This is a genomic window from Hydrogenophaga bisanensis (assembly GCF_042665135.1).
In the GTDB taxonomy this organism is placed as follows: domain Bacteria; phylum Pseudomonadota; class Gammaproteobacteria; order Burkholderiales; family Burkholderiaceae_C; genus Hydrogenophaga; species Hydrogenophaga bisanensis.
In genome coordinates, this window is sequence record NZ_JBHTBX010000006.1 from 1 (window position 1) to 19,633 (window position 19,633).

A 19,633-nucleotide genomic window follows, 5' to 3' on the forward strand; every position below is an offset into this window, starting at 1 on the left:
GCGAGGAAGTGCAGCGCGGCCAGGTGCTGTGCAAGCCCGGCTCCATCAAGCCGCACACGCACTTCACCGGTGAGGTGTACGTGCTGTCCAAGGACGAAGGTGGCCGTCACACCCCGTTCTTCAACAACTACCGTCCGCAGTTCTACTTCCGCACGACCGACGTCACCGGCTCCATCGAGCTGCCGGCCGACAAGGAAATGGTCATGCCCGGCGACAACGTGTCGATCACCGTCAAGCTGATCGCCCCCATCGCCATGGAAGAAGGTCTGCGCTTCGCCATCCGTGAAGGCGGTCGTACCGTCGGCGCCGGCGTCGTGGCCAAGATCATCGAGTAATTGCCTGCTTGCAGGCAGAGAGCCGAGTAGGGGTATAGCTCAATTGGCAGAGCGTCGGTCTCCAAAACCGAAGGTTGGGGGTTCGATTCCCTCTGCCCCTGCCACGAGACGAGAACGCGGTTGCTGAAACCGTCCGGCTCGTGGTTGACAAGCCCGCCGAAGTCGAAAGACCTCAGGTGGGCTTGACTGTCTGAAGACTCGCTTGTCCGTGCTGGGCTCATCAACGCCTGATCGTCACCATCTGGATCTCCATGGCCACTTCCGAAGTTCAAACCGTCAATACCGGGGCTGACAAGGCCAAGCTGGCCGCTGCCGTGGTGTTGCTGCTCGGCGCCTTCGTGGCGTTCTATCTGCTTTCGGGCAAAGGGGCCCTGGTGCAGTGGGGTGCCTTGCTGGTGGGTCTGGGTGCTGCCGTCGCTGTCTTCATCGTCTCCGAGTCCGGTCGTCAGTTGGTGGCTTTCGGTCGCGATTCGTGGCGTGAAGTCAAGAAGGTCGTCTGGCCCACCCGGCGCGAGTCCATCCAGATGACGGCCTATGTGTTCGCCTTTGTGGTGGTGATGGCGCTGTTCCTGTGGCTGACCGACAAAACCCTGGAATGGGTGTTCTACGACCTGGTGCTGGGCTGGAGAAACTAATGAGTGAACAGAAGAGCCCGATGGGTGCACCGACGGAAGGCATGCGCTGGTATGTGGTGCATGCCTATTCCGGCATGGAGAAGGCCGCCGAGCGCAACATCGTCGAGCGCATCAATCGCGCTGGCATGCAGGACAAGTTTGGCCGGATTCTGGTGCCTACCGAAGAGGTGGTCGAGGTCAAGAACGGCCAGAAGCGCACCACCGAGCGCAAGTTCTTCCCCGGTTACGTCCTGGTCGAAATGGTCATGGACGACGACACCTGGCACCTGGTGAAGCACACCAACAAAGTGACCGGTTTTGTCGGGGGTGCCCGTAACCGTCCCGCTCCCATTTCCGAGGAAGACGTTCAGAAGATCGTCAACCAGATGCAGGAAGGCACCGACAAGCCCCGCCACAAGGTGGAGTTCGTGGTGGGCGAGTACGTGCGCGTCAAGGAAGGCCCGTTTACCGACTTCAACGGCACCGTCGAGGAAGTCAATTACGAGAAAAACAAGCTGCGCGTGTCGGTGACGATCTTCGGTCGTGCCACACCGGTGGAGCTTGAGTTCAGTCAGGTCGAGAAGACCTGAAGCTGTTGACAGCAGGCGGATTGACCCGGCGCCTGCTGTTCTTGTGTTTTCCGGGTTTCAACCGCGAGGAGGCTGCCATACGCGCAGCCGTTTGCACTCGCAGGAGCTGAAAAATGGCGAAGAAAATCGTCGGCTTCATCAAGCTGCAAGTGCCAGCTGGTAAGGCCAATCCCTCTCCCCCGATCGGTCCGGCGCTGGGTCAGCGCGGCCTGAACATCATGGAGTTCTGCAAGGCGTTCAACGCCCAGACCCAGGGCGTCGAGCCCGGTCTGCCGCTGCCGGTGGTGATCACCGCCTTCGCGGACAAGAGCTTCACGTTCATCATCAAGACCCCCCCGGCGACGACCCTCATCAAGAAGGCCATCAAGCTGGACAAGGGTTCTTCGGTGCCCAACAAGAACAAGGTCGGCAAGATCACCCGCGCTCAGCTGGAAGAAATCGCCAAGACCAAGATGAAGGACATGACCGCTGCCGACATCGACGCAGCCGTCAAGACCATCGCCGGTTCTGCCCGTTCGATGGGCGTGATCGTGGAGGGCGTGTGACATGGCCAAACTGACCAAGAAGCAAAAAGCCTTTGAAGGCAAAGTGGACAGCAACAAGCTGTACCCGCTGACCGACGCCCTGGCGATCGTCAAGGAATGCGCCAACGCCAAGTTCGACGAGTCGATCGATGTGGCCATCCAGCTGGGCGTGGACGCCAAGAAGTCCGACCAGGTGGTGCGCGGTGCTGTCGTGATGCCCAACGGCACCGGCAAGACCAAGCGCGTGGCGGTGTTCGCCCAAGGTGCCAAGGCTGAAGAAGCCAAGGCCGCCGGTGCCGATGTGGTCGGCATGGACGACCTGGCGGCCGACGTCAAGGCTGGCAAGATGGACTTCGACGTGGTGATCGCGTCGCCGGACGCCATGCGCATCGTCGGTACCCTGGGTCAGATCCTGGGTCCGCGCGGCCTGATGCCCAACCCCAAGGTGGGTACGGTGACCCCCGATGTGGCCACGGCCGTCAAGAACGCCAAGGCTGGTCAGGTGCAGTTCCGTGTCGACAAGGCTGGCATCGTGCACGGCACGATCGGTCGCCGCTCGTTCGACGCCGACAAGCTGCAGGGCAACCTGGCAGCCCTGATCGATGCGCTGAACAAGGCCAAGCCGGCCACCAGCAAGGGTGTGTACCTGCGCAAGGTGGCGGTGTCGTCGACCATGGGTGTGGGCGTCCGCGTGGACACCCAGACCATCTCGGCGTAATCGCAAGAAAATTCGGGCAATCCTTCGGGATTGTCCGGGTGTGGTGGGCCCGCCCTCCGGTCGCAAGACCAGCAGGCGGGGCCATCCAAGACCGCTGGTGTCAAGGTGTGCATGCATGCCGCGACTTAATGGTGACAAGCCAGCGCAGATGGCGATCCCGCTGCAGATGGAATCCGTTCCGAAACAGTTGGTCGCTGCAATGAGGCGTGTCCCCGGCTTCGGCCAGGACACATTTAAGGAGTAGACCTTGAGTCTGAATCGCAGTGAGAAAGAAGCGGTCATCAACGAAGTGACCAGCCTCGCCGCTAAAGCTCAAACGCTCGTGATGGCGGAATACCGCGGCATCACGGTCGCATCCATGGACCAACTGCGCGTCAAGGCCCGCAGCGCTGGTGTCAGCCTGAGTGTTCTGAAGAACACCCTGGCCCGCCGCGCCGTGACCGGAAGCCAGTTCGAAGTGGCTGCCGACCAGATGACCGGTCCGCTCGTTTATGGCTTCTCCGAAGACGCTGTGGCCGCCGCCAAGGTGGTGGCCGATTTCGCGAAAACCAACGACAAGCTGGTCATTCGCGGTGGTGTCTACGGTGGCAAGGTCCTGGACGTCGAGGGTGTGAAGCAGCTGGCCAGCATTCCTACCAAGGAAGTGCTGTTGGCCCAGCTCTGTGGCTTGCTCAAGTCGCCGATTTCCCGCACCGCCGTGGTGCTGGGTGCCCTGGCGACGAAGAAGGGCGAAGGCGAAGCAGCCGCCGCCTGATGGCGCGGTTGTCCCCCTGTATTTACCAATTGTTAGGAAATCAAAATGGCATTCGATAAAGACGCATTTCTGACGGCTCTGGACAGCATGACCGTCATGGAACTCAATGACCTGGTCAAGGCCATCGAAGAGAAGTTCGGCGTGTCCGCCGCCGCCATGGCCGCCCCGGCCGCCGGTGGTGCCGCTGCCGGTGCAGCCGCTGCCGAAGAGAAGACCGAATTCAACGTCGTCCTGACCGACGCTGGCGCCAACAAGGTGTCCGTCATCAAGGCCGTGCGCGAAATCACCGGTCTGGGTCTGAAGGAAGCCAAGGACCTGGTCGACGGCGCCCCGAAGAACGTCAAGGAAGGCATTGCCAAGGCCGACGCCGAAGCTGCCGTCAAGAAGCTGGTGGAAGCCGGCGCCAAGGCCGAACTCAAGTAATTCGGTCATTTTCAGGGGCTGGAGCGCTCGCAAGGGCCTCCAGCCTTTGGTGCTTTCTGAGCACGGTTCTGCGGCGGTCTCCGGACGGCGGCAGGATCAGGCAAGCAGCCACCGGAAAAACGACTGACGTCAGTCTTTTTTCCAGTGTCTTCTGACCCCGACTGCAGAAGACCACTTGGTCCGGGCCCGTGTGCAACGCACGGGTCGTCAGCCAACGGCAGGTAGTGGCCTGCTGCCAAGGCAGCCACCGGGTAGGCCCACCCGGTGCGCACGTCAGTCGCCGCAGACCTCATTCCGGAGATCTCATGGCATCCGCATCGACCTATTCCTATACCGAACGCAAGCGCATCCGCAAGAGCTTTGGCAGCCGCGAAAATGTGCTGACGATTCCCTACCTTCTGCAGATGCAGAAGGACGCCTACACCGCGTTCCTGCAGGCAGATCTCCCTCCGAGCAAACGCACCAACGAAGGTCTGCAGGCGGCCTTCAACTCGGCCTTCCCGATCGTCTCGCACAACGGCTTCGTCGAGATGAAGTTCGTCGAGTACAACCTGGCCAAGCCGGCCTTCGACGTGCGCGAGTGCCAGACCCGCGGTCTGACCTTCGCCTCGGCCGTGCGCGCCCGCGTTCAGCTGATCATCTATGACCGCGAGTCCTCGACGCCGCAGTCCAAGGTGGTCAAGGAAGTCAAGGAGCAGGAGGTCTACATGGGCGAAGTGCCCCTGATGACCGACAAGGGCTCCTTCATCATCAACGGTACCGAGCGCGTCATCGTCTCGCAGTTGCACCGTTCGCCTGGTGTGTTCTTCGAGCACGACAAGGGCAAGACGCACAGCTCCGGCAAGCTGCTGTTTTCGGCACGCATCATTCCCTACCGCGGTTCCTGGCTGGACTTCGAGTTCGATCCGAAGGACATCCTGTACTTCCGCGTCGACCGTCGCCGCAAGATGCCGGTCACCATCCTGCTCAAGGCCATCGGCCTGACGCCGGAAACCATCCTGGCGAATTTCTTCGTCAACGACCACTTCCGCCTGATGGACAGCGGCGCCCAGATGGCGTTCGTGTCCGAGCGCCTGCGCGGCGAAGTCGCCCGCTTCGACATCACCGACAAGAGCGGCAAGGTGATCGTGGCCAAGGACAAGCGCATCACCGCACGCCATACCCGTGAGCTGGAACAGTCGGGCACGACCCACATCACCGTGCCGGAAGACTTCCTCATCGGCCGTGTGGTTGCCCGCACCGTGGTCGATCCGGACACTGGCGAAATCATCGCCAAGGCCAACGATGAACTGACCGAAACCCTGCTCAAGAAGCTGCGCTCGGCCGGCGTGCAGGACCTGCAGTGCATCTACACGAACGAGCTGGATCAGGGCGCATACATCAGCCAGACCCTGCGCATCGACGAAACCGCCGACGAATTTGCTGCCCGCGTGGCCATCTACCGCATGATGCGCCCTGGCGAGCCGCCGACCGAGGACGCGGTGCAAGCCCTGTTCCACCGGCTGTTCTACAACCCGGACACGTACGACCTCTCGCGCGTGGGCCGCATGAAGTTCAACGCCCGTGTGGGCCGTGACGAAGCCACCGGTCCGATGGTGCTGTCCAACGACGATATCCTGGCCGTGGTCAAGATCCTGGTGGACCTGCGCAATGGTCGTGGTGAAGTCGATGACATCGACCACCTGGGCAACCGCCGTGTGCGCTGCGTCGGCGAACTGGCCGAAAACCAGTACCGCACCGGTCTGGCCCGCATCGAGAAGGCCGTGAAGGAGCGTCTGGGTCAAGCCGAGCAAGAGCCGCTGATGCCGCACGATCTGATCAACTCCAAGCCGATTTCCGCGGCCCTCAAGGAGTTCTTCGGCGCGTCGCAGCTGTCGCAGTTCATGGACCAGACCAACCCGCTGGCCGAGATCACGCACAAGCGCCGCGTCTCGGCCCTGGGCCCGGGCGGTCTGACCCGTGAGCGCGCTGGTTTCGAGGTGCGCGACGTGCACGTGACCCACTACGGTCGCGTCTGCCCGATTGAAACGCCGGAAGGCCCGAACATCGGCCTGATCAACTCGCTGGCCCTGTACGCCCGCCTGAACGAGTACGGTTTCATCGAAACCCCGTACCGCCGCGTGGTGGACGGCAAGGTGACCAACCAGATCGACTACCTGTCGGCCATTGAGGAAGGCAAGTACGTCATCGCCCAGGCCAACGCGGCCCTGGACAAGGACGGCAAGCTGACCGGTGAACTGGTGTCGGCCCGTGAAAAGGGCGAATCGATCCTGACCCCGCCCGAGACCATCCAGTACATGGACGTGTCCCCGGCGCAGATCGTCTCGGTGGCCGCCTCGCTGGTGCCCTTCCTGGAGCACGACGACGCCAACCGCGCACTGATGGGCGCCAACATGTCCCGTCAGGCCGTGCCGACCCTGCGTCCCGAGAAGCCGCTGGTGGGCACGGGTATCGAGCGTGTGGCCGCCATCGACTCGGGTACCGTGGTGACCGCCAAGCGCGGCGGTGTGGTTGACTATGTGGACGCCACCCGCATCGTGATCCGCGTGAACGACGCCGAGGCCGTGGCCGGTGAAGTCGGTGTGGATATCTACAACCTGATCAAGTATCAGCGTTCCAACCAGAACACCAACATCCACCAGCGCCCCATCGTCAAGAAGGGCGACAAGCTGGCCAAGGGTGACGTGATCGCCGATGGTGCATCGACCGACCTGGGCGAGATCTCGATCGGCCAGAACATGCTGATCGCGTTCATGCCCTGGAACGGCTACAACTTCGAGGACTCGATCCTGATCAGCGAGCGCGTGGTGGCCGACGACCGCTACACCAGCATCCATATCGAGGAACTGGTGGTGATGGCGCGCGACACCAAGCTGGGCGCCGAAGAAATCACCCGCGACATCCCGAACCTGGCCGAGCAGCAGCTCAACCGCCTGGACGACTCGGGCATCATCTACGTCGGTGCCGAGGTGCTGCCGGGCGACGTGCTGGTGGGCAAGGTGACCCCGAAGGGCGAGACCACGCTGACGCCGGAAGAGAAGCTGCTGCGCGCCATCTTCGGCGAGAAGGCGTCCGATGTGAAGGACACTTCGCTGCGTGTGGACCAGGGCTCGCAGGGCACCGTGATCGACGTGCAGGTCTTCACCCGCGAAGGCATCCAGCGCGACAAGCGCGCCCAGCAGATCATCGATGACGAACTCAAGCGCTTCCGTCTGGACCTGAACGACCAGCTGCGCATCGTCGAGGCCGACGCCTTCGACCGTATCGAGAAGCTGCTGATCGGCAAGGTGGCCAACGGCGGCCCGAAGAAGCTGGCCAAGGGCACGAAGATCGACAAGGCTTACCTGGACGAAGTCGAGAAGTACCACTGGTTCGACATCCGTCCGGCAGACGATGACGTGGCCGCCCAGCTGGAGTCGATCAAGAACTCCATGGAGCAGACCCGCCACAGCTTCGACCTGGCCTTCGAAGAGAAGCGCAAGAAGCTCACCCAGGGTGACGAGCTGCCCGCCGGCGTGCTCAAGATGGTCAAGGTCTACCTGGCCGTCAAGCGCCGCCTGCAGCCTGGCGACAAGATGGCCGGCCGTCACGGCAACAAGGGTGTGGTCTCCAAGATCACCCCGGTGGAAGACATGCCCCACCTGGCCGACGGCACCCCGGTCGACATCGTGCTGAACCCGCTGGGCGTGCCTTCGCGCATGAACATCGGTCAGGTGCTCGAAGTCCACCTGGGCTGGGCCGGCAAGGGCCTGGGTCAGCGCATCGGCGACATGCTGCAGCGCGAAGCCGCCATGTCCGAAGTGCGTGCCTTCCTGGAGCAGATCTACAACAAGACCGGTCGCAAGGAAAACCTGGCCGACCTGTCCGACGACGAGATCCGCGCCATGGCGCAGGAGCTGACCAGTGGTGTCCCGTTCGCCTCGCCCGTGTTTGACGGTGCGTCCGAGCAGGAAATCATGGACATGCTCAAGCTGGCCTATCCGGACGACATCGCCAAGGCGAAGGGCCTGACGGCCACCCGCACCCAGGCACAGCTGTACGATGGCCGCACCGGTGAAGCATTCGAGCGCGTCACCACCGTCGGCTACATGCACTACCTCAAGCTGCACCACCTGGTGGACGACAAGATGCACGCCCGCTCGACCGGTCCGTACTCGCTGGTCACGCAGCAGCCGCTGGGCGGCAAGGCCCAGTTCGGTGGTCAGCGCTTCGGTGAGATGGAAGTGTGGGCGCTGGAAGCCTATGGTGCTTCCTACATCCTGCAGGAAATGCTCACCGTCAAGTCCGACGACGTGCAGGGCCGTACCAAGGTGTACGAGTCCATCGTCAAGGGCGAGCACGCGATCGACGCCGGCATGCCCGAGTCGTTCAACGTGCTGGTCAAGGAAATCCGTTCGCTCGGTATCGATATCGAGCTCGAGCGTTCGTGATTCACTGAAGAAAAGGAAACTGACACATGAAATCCTTGCTCGACCTGTTCAAGCAGTTCACGCCCGACGAGCACTTCGATGCGATCCGCATCGGTCTGGCGTCGCCGGAAAAGATCCGTTCCTGGTCCTTCGGTGAAGTCAAGAAGCCCGAGACCATCAACTACCGCACGTTCAAGCCCGAGCGCGACGGTCTGTTCTGCGCCAAGATCTTCGGTCCCATCAAGGACTACGAGTGCCTGTGCGGCAAGTACAAGCGCCTCAAGCACCGCGGTGTGATCTGCGAGAAGTGCGGCGTGGAAGTCACGCAGACCAAGGTGCGCCGCGAGCGCATGGGTCACATCGACCTGGCCGCCCCCTGCGCGCACATCTGGTTCCTGAAGTCCCTGCCGTCGCGTCTGGGCCTGGTGCTGGACATGACGCTGCGCGACATCGAGCGCGTGCTGTACTTCGAAGCCTATGTCGTGGTCGACCCCGGCATGACGCCGCTGAAGAAGTTCAGCATCATGTCCGAGGAAGACTATGACGCCAAGCGCCGCGAATACGGCGACGAGTTCATCGCCAAGATGGGCGCCGAGGGCATCAAGGAACTGCTGCAGTCGATCGAGCTCGACACCGAGATCGAGAAGCTGCGCAATGACCTGACCGGCTCCGAGCTGAAGATCAAGAAGAACGCCAAGCGCCTGAAGGTGCTGGAAGCCTTCAAGAAATCCGGCATCAAACCCGAGTGGATGGTGCTGGACGTGCTGCCTGTGCTTCCACCTGACCTGCGTCCGCTGGTGCCGCTGGACGGTGGCCGCTTTGCGACCTCCGACCTGAACGACCTGTACCGCCGCGTCATCAACCGCAACAGCCGTCTGCGTCGCCTGCTCGAACTCAAGGCGCCCGAAATCATCGCGCGCAACGAGAAGCGCATGCTGCAGGAGGCTGTGGACAGCCTGCTGGACAACGGCCGTCGCGGCAAGGCCATGACGGGCGCCAACAAGCGCGCGCTCAAGTCTCTGGCCGACATGATCAAGGGCAAGTCGGGTCGCTTCCGCCAGAACCTGCTGGGCAAGCGCGTCGACTACTCCGGTCGTTCCGTGATCACCGTGGGCCCGACCCTCAAGCTGCACCAGTGCGGCCTGCCCAAGCTGATGGCCCTGGAGCTGTTCAAGCCCTTCATCTTCTCGCGCCTGGAAGCCATGGGCATCGCCACCACCATCAAGGCGGCGAAGAAGGAAGTCGAAGCCGGTACCCCGGTGGTCTGGGACATCCTGGAAGAGGTCATCAAGGAGCACCCGGTTCTGCTCAACCGGGCGCCCACGCTGCACCGTCTGGGTATCCAGGCCTTTGAGCCGATCCTGATCGAAGGCAAGGCCATCCAGCTGCACCCGCTCGTCTGCGCGGCCTTCAACGCCGACTTCGACGGTGACCAGATGGCTGTTCACGTGCCGCTGTCGGTGGAAGCCCAGCTGGAAGCCCGCACCCTGATGCTGGCCTCCAACAACGTGCTCTTCCCCGCGTCCGGCGAGCCGTCCATCGTGCCCTCGCAGGACGTGGTGCTGGGCCTGTACTACACGACCCGCGAGAAGATCAACGGCAAGGGCGAAGGCATGGTGTTCTCCGACGTGGCCGAAGTCCAGCGCGCGCTGGACAACGGTGCGGTCGAGATCACGGCCCGCATCAGCGTGCGCCTGACCGAATGGCTCAAGGACAAGGCCTCCGGCGAGTTCGTGCCCAACACCAAGCTGGTGGACACGACCGTGGGTCGCGCCCTGCTGTCGGAGATCCTGCCCAAGGGCCTGCCCTTCGAAGTGCTGAACAAGGCGCTGAAGAAGAAGGAAATCTCCAAGCTGATCAACATGTCGTTCCGCAAATGCGGCCTGAAGGAGACCGTGGTCTTCGCCGACAAGCTGCTGCAGAACGGTTTCCGCCTGGCGACCCGTGCCGGTATCTCCATCGCGGTGGACGACATGCTGGTGCCGCCGCAGAAGGCCGAGGTGATCGCCCGCGCCGAAGCCGAGGTCAAGGAAATCTCCCAGCAGTACGCCTCGGGTCTGGTGACCGCCGGCGAGCGCTACAACAAGGTGGTGGACATCTGGGGCAAGGCCGGTGACGAGATCTCCAAGGTCATGATGGCCCAGCTGGCCAAGCAGAAGACCATCGACGCCTCCGGCAAGGAAGTGGACCAGGAGTCGTTCAACTCCATCTACATGATGGCCGACTCGGGTGCCCGCGGTTCCGCAGCCCAGATCCGCCAGCTGGCCGGCATGCGCGGCCTGATGGCCAAGCCGGACGGCTCCATCATCGAGACCCCCATCACGGCGAACTTCCGTGAAGGTCTGAACGTGTTGCAGTACTTCATCTCCACGCACGGCGCCCGAAAGGGTCTGGCCGACACGGCGCTGAAGACGGCCAACTCCGGTTACCTGACCCGCCGTCTGGTGGACGTGACCCAGGACCTGGTGGTGACGCAGGACGATTGCGGCACCTCCAACGGTGCCCTGATGCGCGCGATCGTCGAGGGCGGTGAGGTGATCGAGTCGCTGCGCGACCGTATCCTGGGCCGCACCACCGCCGAGGAGGTCATCCACCCCGAGACCCGCAACGTGATCATCGGTGCCGGCGTGCTGCTGGACGAAGACATGCTCGACGAGCTGGAGGCGGCTGGCGTGGACGAGGTCAAGGTGCGCACCGCCCTGACCTGCGAGACCCGCTACGGTATCTGCGCCAAGTGCTATGGCCGCGACCTCGGCCGTGGTGGCCTGGTCAACATCGGCGAAGCGGTGGGCGTGATTGCCGCACAGTCGATCGGTGAACCCGGCACGCAGCTGACGATGCGCACGTTCCACATCGGTGGTGCCGCCTCGCGTGCCGCGGTGGCCTCCAGCGTGGAAGCCAAGTCCAACGGCATCATCGGCTTCAACGCCACGATGCGCTATGTGACCAACTCCAAGGGCGAGCTGGTGGTGATCGCGCGTTCGGGCGAAATCATCATCCAGGACGAGCACGGCCGTGAGCGCGAGCGCCACAAGGTGCCTTACGGCGCGACCCTGACGGTCAAGGCCGACCAGCAGATCAAGGCGGGCACGATCCTGGCCAACTGGGATCCGCTGACCCGACCCATCATCACGGAATTCGCCGGCCAGGTGAAGTTCGAGAACGTGGAAGAAGGCCTGACCGTGGCCAAGCAGGTGGACGATGTCACCGGCTTGTCCACCCTGGTGGTGATTGACCCCAAGCGCCGCGGCGCCGCCAAGGTGGTTCGTCCGCAGGTCAAGCTGGTCGACGCCCAGGGCAATGAGGTCAAGATCCCCGGCACCGACCACTCGGTGACGATCGGCTTCCAGGTCGGCGCCCTGATCCAGGTGCGTGACGGTCAGGACGTGGGCCCCGGCGAGGTGCTGGCGCGCATTCCGGTCGAAGGCCAGAAGACCCGCGACATCACCGGCGGTCTGCCCCGCGTGGCCGAGCTGTTCGAAGCCCGTTCGCCCAAGGACAAGGGCATGCTGGCCGAGATGACCGGTACCGTGTCCTTCGGCAAGGAGACCAAAGGCAAGGTGCGTCTGCAGATCACCGATCCGGAAGGCAAGGTCTGGGACGAACTCATTCCCAAGGAGAAGAACATCCTGGTGCACGAAGGCCAGGTGGTCAACAAGGGCGAGAGCATCGTCGACGGTCCGGCCGATCCGCAGGACATCCTGCGTCTGCTGGGCATGGAGGAGCTCTCGCGCTACATCGTCGATGAGGTGCAGGACGTCTACCGACTGCAGGGTGTGAAGATCAACGACAAGCACATCGAGGTGATCGTTCGCCAGATGCTGCGCCGTGTCGTGGTCGAGAACCCGGGCGAGTCGTCCTACATCGCCGGCGAGCAGGTTGAACGTTCGGAGATCCTCAACACCAACGACGAGCTGCGCAAGGAGGGCAAGGTGCCCGCCACGTACAGCAACGTGCTGCTGGGCATCACCAAGGCGTCGCTGTCGACCGACTCGTTCATCTCGGCCGCTTCCTTCCAGGAGACGACCCGCGTGCTGACCGAAGCGGCGATCATGGGCAAGAAGGACGAACTGCGTGGCCTCAAGGAGAACGTCATCGTCGGTCGTCTGATCCCGGCCGGTACGGGCATGGCCTACCACGATGCGCGCCGCGTCAAGGAGAAGATGGACGACGAAGAGCGTCGCGCCATCGCCGAGGCCGACGCGCTGTCGCTGGCTGCCGACCAGGCCGAAGCCGCCGAGGCTTCGGGCGCCGAGGGTTCGGCCGATTGATGATCGTCACCGCCGCCTGACGGCCACCGCCTGAGAGCGGCAAGCCCCTGGCCATCCGGCCGGGGGCTTTTTTTTGCCAGATATCGGTTGCAGGGCCGTCGACCCCCTGCGGTATATTGATTGCGCCGCATCACAGGGGCGGCGGAGCCTGTCCTGCAGGCAGACAACGAGAATTTGACTGGAGGTTCGGGAATGTCGACAACCACATGGGTGTTGCTGGTGCTGGCGGTGCTGGTGCTTTTCTGGGCGGTAGGGGCCTACAACCGGCTGGTGCGCCTGAAGAATGCGATTGCCAATGCGTTCGGGCAGATCGATGTGCAGCTCAAGCGACGCTATGACCTGATCCCCAATCTGGTCGAGGTGGCGCGCAAGTACCTTGCCCACGAAGCGCAGACGCTGGAGGCGGTCATTGCCGCCCGCAACCAGGCCCGCAGTGCCGAGCAGACCGCCGCCGGTGCGCCACTCAACGCCGGAGCGATCGGCGCGCTGGTCGGCGCGGAGCAGGTGCTCGGTGGCGCCCTGGGGCGCCTGTTCGCGGTGGCGGAGGCCTATCCTGATCTCAAGGCCGATCAGACCATGCGCGAGCTCAGCGAAGAGCTCTCCAGCACCGAGAACCGGATCGGGTTCGCACGACAGGCCTACAACGACCATGTGCTCGAATTCAATGATGCCGCGGCGCAGTTTCCGACGTTGATCGTGGCGCGCCTGTTCGGCTTTCAGCCCTTGAGCATGCTGCAGTCCACCAGCAGCGAGGCTGAGCGCCAGCCGGTCAAGGTCACGTTCTGAGCCGACGGGCTGTTGTTCTGGGCAACCATCGGTGCTGATCTTTGAATCACAGCGTGATGCACGTGGCCAGACGCGCCGCTTGCTCTGGCTGTTCGCGCTGACGGTGCTGCTGCTGGTAGTCACCGTCAACCTGGCCTTGCTGGTGGGCTGGGGGCTGACCTGGGCGTTCTGGAAGCCTGGGGGATTTTCGCTACCCCGCTACTTCTTCGAAGTGAATACCGGGATGACCCTGCTGTTTGTCCTCGGGGGGTGGTGGGTGGAAGCCTCCCGCTTGTCCCAGGGCGGCGGCGTCGCACTGGCGCGGCAGATCGGCGCGCGCGAATTGCAGCCTTCGGGCAACATCGACGAGCAGCGCTTTGGCAACATCGTCCATGAAATGGCGATTGCCTCGGGCATGAAGCCGCCCGCGACCATGGTGCTGGCCAGGGACGCCTCTATCAATGCCCTGGCAACCGGGTGGGACGAGGCGGATGCGGTGGTCGCGGTGACGCGGGGAGCCCTGGAACACCTCACCCGGGAGGAACTGCAAGGTCTGGTGGCCCATGAGCTGAGCCACATCCGCGAAGGCGATACCCGGCTCAACATGCGCTTGGTGGGCATGGTGTTTGGTCTGGAGATGTTGTACCGCCTGGGTCATGAGTTGTTCGAGCCGGACGAACACGACCGGCGCATGGTGCTGGCCTTGCTCGGCTTGTGCCTGATGGTGGCGGGGTGGCTCGGATGGGTAGCGGGGCATGCCCTGCAGGCCGCGGTGTCCCGACAACGCGAGTATCTGGCCGATGCCCGGGCGGTCCAGTGGACCCGCAGCCGAGACGCCATCGGCGGCGTGCTGCGCAAGATCATGACGCAGCAGCGCGAAGGTGCAGAGCGGCGCCGCATCGGCTCCATGGTGCAGCACATGCTGCTGGTGGGCAGTGAAAGCGGCAAGGTGGCGGGCTGGTTTGACTCTCACCCGACCCTGGAGCAACGCGTGCGACGCATCTACGGACGAGCCATGCCGGCCATGCCGCTGCCCAAGGAACGGGACCAGGGTGCACCGAGCGCGTTCCGCACGGCGGCAACCGATGATGCCGGCGGACCCGGCTGGACGATGAGTTGATGGACCCCACAGAACACACCCGCACACCCGCCGGCCATCCCCGCGGTGGCCTGACGGGCCCCGACCTGGCGGCGCAGCTCGTTCAGGTGGCACGCTGCGTGAAGGGCGTTGTCCAGGGGAAATCGCTCACCGATCTCCTGGGCGCGGTGCCGGCCGACTTGCGCCCGGGCGTCCAGGCCCTGAGCTTTCACGTGCTGCGACGATGGGGACGGGCACAGGCGTTGGTCCGCCGCCTGGCGCCCCGCAAGCCCGATGCGCTCACCGATGCCCTGCTGACATCGGCGGTGGCCTTGATGCCCGATGAGACGGGCGACGGGGGAGGCGTTGATGCGCCGCGCTACAGCGCCCACACCGTGGTGAACCAGGCGGTGGAAGCCGCCAAGAAGTCCCCTGACACGCGGCGGCAGGCAGGGTTCATCAATGCCTGCCTGCGTCGTCTGCGGCGCGACGCACAGGATCTGGCCGCCGGTCTGGATGAAGACCCACAGGTCCGGTGGAACCACCCGGTGTGGTGGGTGCAGCGCCTGCGCCACGATCACCCGGCGCACTGGCAGGCCATCCTGCAGGCCAATGACCGACCCGGACCGATGACCCTGAGGGTGAATCGCCGGCGGCAGAGCCGGGGTGCCTATCTGGAGCGGTTGCGGGACGTGGGCATGGAGGCCACGCCAGTGGGCGAGGACGGTCTGGTGCTGCAACAGCCGCAGCCGGTGCACCGGCTGCCGGGCTTCGAGCAGGGCGCCTGCTCGGTGCAGGATGCGGCAGCGCAACTGGCCGCTCCCCTGCTGCTGGCTGGCATGTCGCCCAGGCGCCCCGATGGCGGACGCTGGCGGGTCCTCGATGCCTGCGCCGCGCCAGGCGGCAAGACGGCGCACCTGCTGGAAATGGCCGATCTGGATCTTCTGGCCCTGGACATGGATCCGGTCCGCTGCGAGCGCATCGGCGAGAACCTCCGACGCCTGGGTCTGTCGGCCGACCTCTGCGCGGTGGATGCCTCCGACACCGCCGCCTGGTGGGACGGGCGCCCGTTTGACGCCATCCTGCTCGATGCCCCATGCTCAGCGTCGGGCATCGTCCGCCGCCACCCCGACGTGCGCTGGCTTCGTCGTGACGCCGACATCGGGCAGCTGGCCGGGATTCAGCGACAGCTGCTGGATGCCCTCTGGCCCTTGCTGGCGCCAGGGGGACGCCTTCTGTATGCCACCTGCTCGGTGTTCCGGCAGGAGGGTGAGGCGCAGGCGGCGGCGTTTCTGTCGCGCCACAGTGACGCTTGCCGGCAGCCCTCGGCCGGGCATTTGTTGCCTGGATTGACCGGAGGGACTGCCGACATGGCCGACAATGTGCCGGGTGGATATGACGGTTTCTTCTACGCCCGGTTTGACAAGCAGATCGGCTGAGGGCGGTTCCTTGCTCAGGCGATGCCTGGGATGGCTGCCGGCCGTGTTGCTGATGTGGCTGGCGGGACTGTTTCCCCTGCAGGCGCGCGAACTGGAGGCCGAGCAACTGTCGCTACAGCGGACCGCCGACGGCATTTACCTGACCACCCGGCTGGTGATGGACGAACCCCCGTCTTCGGTCGAGGATGCCCTGTTGCGCGGCGTGCCCCTGTACTTCGTCTGGCGTGCCGATGTCTACCGGGAGCGCTGGTACTGGACCGACAAGCGGGTGTCGACGGTGGTTCGGACGATGCGGCTGGCCTACCAGCCGCTGACGCGACGCTGGCGCCTGAGCCTGGCGTCGGAGCCCGCCAGCAGCGGGGCGAACCTGCAGTACGCGGTGCACCAGAATTTCGAGTCCCTGGACGACAGCCTCAGAGCCATCATGCGCGTGGTGCGCTGGCGACTGGCACCGGCGGGAGACCCCGAGGACGACGATGCCCACCGCATCGAGTTGAGTTTTCGCCTGGACCTCTCGCTGCTGCCCAGGCCGTTCCAGATCGGACTGGTCAACCAGGCCGACTGGGCCATCGAGTGGCGCCACAGCCTCTCCATGAAAGCGGTGGCCGCCACTGCAACCGACCTTCCCTCCGAATCGTCCGCATTCCCTGAGCCCAATGGCTCGGCCCTGCGCTGACGGGGCGCCAGATCCTCCACACCATGGACGCGCGCAGCCGGTCTCCCCACAAGCAGGCCACCTCTCGCCGGTGGGCGCTGGTGGCCGGGCTCGTTTTCATGACGGGCGTGGCGCTGGTCCTGATGTTCATGCTGACGCTGGCCACGGGCAACCGGGCACGCTACGAGGAAAACTTCACCTGGCTGGCGGTGGTGAACCTCGCGGTGGCGGGTCTGCTGCTGGCGGTCATCGTCTGGTTGCTGGTCCGGCTGGCCGGTCGCTGGCGGCGGGGCAAGTTCGGCAGCCGCCTGCTGGCCAAGCTGGCGGTGATCTTTGCGGTGGTGGGCTTTGTGCCGGGTTTGCTGATCTATACGGTCTCCTACCAGTTCGTGTCGCGCTCGATCGAGAGCTGGTTCGATGTGCGTGTCGAGACCGCGCTGTCGGCGGGGCTGAACCTGGGCCGCACCGTGCTGGATACGCTGACGGCGGATGTCAGCGCCAAAACCCGGCTGGCGGCCGACGAGCTCGCCCGTCAGGCCGAGGCGCCGGGCGGCATCGCGCTGGAGCGTATCCGCCAGCGGCTGGGTGCGACCGATCTGGTGCTGTGGAGCGCGTCCGGTGAGGCCTTGGGCAGCGCGGGGGACTCCCGTTTCTCCTTGCGACCGGAGAGACCTTCGGCGGGGTTGGTACGGGCGGCCCGCAGCGAGCGGGTGGTGGCACAGATCGAGGGACTGGAGGAGGGCAGCGAGAACGCCATGGAAGCGGCGGTGGCCGCGGGCCAGTCGCGCATCCGGGTGCTGGCGCTGGTCGGACCCTCGGGCTTCGGGTTCGGTGGGGAGTTGCGGTATCTGCAGGTATCCGTTCCGTTGCCCCCCGTGCTGGTCAGCGATGCGTTGGCGGTGCAGGCGGCCAACCGCGAGTACCAGGAGCGGGCGCTGGCACGGGAGGGGTTGCGCCGCATGTACATCGGCACCCTGACGCTGTCGCTGTTCCTGGCGGTGTTCGGCGCCATTCTGCTGGCGGTGCTGCTGGGCAACCAGCTCATCCGTCCGCTGCTGGTGCTGGCCGAAGGCATGCGGGAGGTGGCGGCCGGCGATCTCTCGCCCAAGGAGTCCATGGCCTCGCGTGACGAGTTGGCGGGTCTGACGCGTACCTTTGCGCGCATGACGCAGGACCTGTCCGAAGCCCGGACTGCGGTCCAGCACAGCATGGAGCAGGTGGATGCCGCCCGTGACAACCTGCAGACCATCCTGGACAACCTGACGGCCGGTGTGGTGGTGTTCGGGCCTGACGGTCTCATCCGCAGCGTGAACCCGGGCGCGGCGCGCATCCTGCACCTGCCGATGGATCGGCAGGTGGGCTTGCTGCTGGGGGATCTGCCTGGGGTAGAACCGTTCACCGCGGGTGTGATGCAGCAGTTCGAACGCTTCCTGGGAGAGGAAATGCCGCACGATGGCGGCCATTGGCAGCAGTCTTTCGAACTGCAGGCCGGCGGCGACACGCCTTTCGAGCAGGGCATCACGCTGATTGCCCGCGGCGCCCTGCTGCCCAACGGTGACCGGCTGCTGGTCTTCGACGATGTGTCGGAAGTGGTGTCGGCGCAGCGTGCAAAGGCCTGGGGCGAGGTGGCGCGCCGGCTGGCCCATGAGATCAAGAATCCCTTGACCCCCATCCAGCTCTCGGCCGAGCGGCTGGCCATGAAGCTGCAGGGCAAGGTGCCGCCGCCCGAGCAGGCGGTGCTGGACAAGTCGGTTCGCACGATCGTCGATCAGGTCGATGCCATGAAGCGCCTGGTCAACGAGTTCCGTGACTACGCGCGGCTGCCTGCCGCGCAGCTGGCACCCCTGGATCTCAACGGTCTGCTGCGAGACATCCTGGGTCTCTACGAGCATGCCGAGGTGCCGGTGCGCGTCGAGCTGGGGGACGACTGTCCGCCCATACTGGCCGACGCCCAGCAGGTCCGGCAGGTGCTGCACAACCTGGTGCAGAACGCCCAGGACGCCATGACCGGGCAAGCCGATGCCGAGGTGCTGGTGCGCACGCGCCGATCTGAATCGGGGCGCTGGGTCCGCCTGACGGTCATCGACCGGGGCCATGGCTTTGCCGAGAACGTGCTCAAGCGGGCATTCGAGCCCTACGTGACCAGCAAGGCCAAAGGCACCGGGCTGGGGCTGGCGGTGGTCAAGAAGATCATGGACGAGCACGGCGGGCGCGTCGACATCAGCAACCGGATCAGCGAGGGGCGCGTGGTGGGCGCCCAAGTGTCGTTATCATTCGCAGTTGCGAATTGACAACACTACAGCATCACTCCAGAGGGAAACAGACAGCGTATGGCCAACATACTGGTGGTAGACGACGAGCTTGGCATCCGGGATTTGCTCTCCGAGATCCTCAACGATGAAGGTCACTCGGTGGAGCTGGCCGAGAATGCCGCACAGGCCCGCCACGTGCGTCAGCTGATGCGCCCCGACCTGGTGCTGCTGGACATCTGGATGCCCGACACCGATGGCGTGACCCTGCTCAAGGAATGGGCCAGTGCGGGTCTGCTGAGCATGCCGGTGATCATGATGAGCGGCCACGCCACCATCGACACCGCGGTGGAAGCCACCCGCATCGGCGCAACCGCCTTTCTGGAAAAGCCCATCACGCTGCAGAAGCTGCTCAAGGCGGTGGACCAGGGATTGAACAAACCCATGCCGCGATCGCTTCAGTCGGTGGCTGTCAGGCCGGGCACCAGTCTGCCGGCCGCGGGGCCCGACCTGACGGTCGAAGTGGCGATGACGGGCGGCAAGCTTCAGGAGCCGGTGCTGGACCTGGGGCCGCAGTCGATGCAGTCCTTCAACCTGGAAGGCCCCTTGCGCCAGGCGCGCGACGAATTCGAGAAAGCGTACTTCGAGTACCACCTGGCCAAGGAAGCGGGTTCCATGACCCGCGTGGCAGAGAAGACAGGGCTGGAACGGACCCACCTGTACCGCAAGCTCAAGCAACTGGGTGTGGATCTGGCCCGCAGCAAACGCAACGGTGGCTGAAGTCGTCAGAATCATGCTATACTTGCAGT

Annotated in this window: 15 protein-coding genes and 1 tRNA gene; all 16 read left to right on the forward strand. The window is 64.3% G+C overall.

What is annotated here, in order from left to right:
• Positions 1-335, forward strand: a 335-nt coding sequence (locus ACFQNJ_RS09990) for an EF-Tu C-terminal domain-related protein (RefSeq protein ID WP_465262224.1), incomplete at its 5' end; no start/stop codon positions are given.
• 28 nt (positions 336-363) lie between these two features.
• A tRNA-Trp gene (locus ACFQNJ_RS09995) sits at positions 364-439 on the forward strand.
• Positions 440-586: 147 nt separating this feature from the next.
• Entirely contained in the window at positions 587-970 is a 384-nt protein-coding gene (gene secE, locus ACFQNJ_RS10000; RefSeq protein ID WP_374642010.1) for a preprotein translocase subunit SecE, read from the forward strand.
• The gene (nusG, locus tag ACFQNJ_RS10005; RefSeq protein ID WP_374642008.1) at positions 970-1,539 is read left to right on the forward strand and encodes a transcription termination/antitermination protein NusG; all 570 of its coding nucleotides are present in this window, start codon (positions 970-972) and stop codon (positions 1,537-1,539) included. Before secE ends, nusG begins: the two co-directional genes overlap by 1 nt.
• Positions 1,540-1,652: 113 nt before the next feature.
• Positions 1,653-2,084 carry a 50S ribosomal protein L11 gene (gene rplK, locus ACFQNJ_RS10010; RefSeq protein WP_009516208.1) on the forward strand — a complete coding sequence of 144 codons (432 nt, stop codon included), beginning with the start codon at positions 1,653-1,655 and terminating at the stop codon, positions 2,082-2,084.
• A 1-nt stretch (position 2,085) separates the two neighbouring features.
• Complete coding sequence (gene rplA / locus ACFQNJ_RS10015; protein ID WP_374642005.1) at positions 2,086-2,781, forward strand: 50S ribosomal protein L1; 696 nt, start codon at positions 2,086-2,088, stop codon at positions 2,779-2,781.
• A 247-nt stretch (positions 2,782-3,028) separates the two neighbouring features.
• Entirely contained in the window at positions 3,029-3,535 is a 507-nt protein-coding gene (rplJ, locus tag ACFQNJ_RS10020) for a 50S ribosomal protein L10 (RefSeq protein ID WP_374642004.1), read from the forward strand.
• 45 nt (positions 3,536-3,580) lie between these two features.
• On the forward strand, positions 3,581-3,958 hold the full coding sequence (gene rplL, locus ACFQNJ_RS10025; RefSeq protein ID WP_374642002.1) for a 50S ribosomal protein L7/L12: 378 nt from the start codon (positions 3,581-3,583) through the stop codon (positions 3,956-3,958).
• 305 nt (positions 3,959-4,263) lie between these two features.
• Positions 4,264-8,388, forward strand: a complete 4,125-nt coding sequence (rpoB, locus tag ACFQNJ_RS10030; RefSeq protein ID WP_382256692.1) for a DNA-directed RNA polymerase subunit beta — start codon at positions 4,264-4,266, stop codon at positions 8,386-8,388.
• Between the two features lie 26 nt (positions 8,389-8,414).
• Positions 8,415-12,638, forward strand: a complete 4,224-nt coding sequence (rpoC, locus tag ACFQNJ_RS10035) for a DNA-directed RNA polymerase subunit beta' (RefSeq protein ID WP_374641998.1) — start codon at positions 8,415-8,417, stop codon at positions 12,636-12,638.
• Between the two features lie 192 nt (positions 12,639-12,830).
• Complete coding sequence (locus tag ACFQNJ_RS10040) at positions 12,831-13,424, forward strand: LemA family protein (RefSeq protein ID WP_374641996.1); 594 nt, start codon at positions 12,831-12,833, stop codon at positions 13,422-13,424.
• A gap of 31 nt (positions 13,425-13,455) precedes the next feature.
• Positions 13,456-14,523, forward strand: a complete 1,068-nt coding sequence (locus ACFQNJ_RS10045) for a M48 family metalloprotease (protein WP_382256695.1) — start codon at positions 13,456-13,458, stop codon at positions 14,521-14,523.
• Positions 14,523-15,920: a 16S rRNA (cytosine(967)-C(5))-methyltransferase RsmB gene (gene rsmB, locus ACFQNJ_RS10050; protein WP_382256698.1), complete on the forward strand. Its 1,398-nt coding sequence runs from the start codon at positions 14,523-14,525 to the stop codon at positions 15,918-15,920. The genes ACFQNJ_RS10045 and rsmB overlap by 1 nt, the downstream gene beginning before the upstream one ends.
• A 10-nt stretch (positions 15,921-15,930) precedes the next feature.
• Positions 15,931-16,596, forward strand: coding sequence for a DUF4390 domain-containing protein (locus ACFQNJ_RS10055; RefSeq protein ID WP_382256701.1), 666 nt, complete (start codon positions 15,931-15,933; stop codon positions 16,594-16,596).
• Between the two features lie 23 nt (positions 16,597-16,619).
• Positions 16,620-18,866 carry a sensor histidine kinase gene (locus ACFQNJ_RS10060; RefSeq protein WP_382256704.1) on the forward strand — a complete coding sequence of 749 codons (2,247 nt, stop codon included), beginning with the start codon at positions 16,620-16,622 and terminating at the stop codon, positions 18,864-18,866.
• Between the two features lie 39 nt (positions 18,867-18,905).
• On the forward strand, positions 18,906-19,604 hold the full coding sequence (locus ACFQNJ_RS10065) for a response regulator (RefSeq protein ID WP_374641987.1): 699 nt from the start codon (positions 18,906-18,908) through the stop codon (positions 19,602-19,604).
• Positions 19,605-19,633: the final 29 nt, after the last annotated feature.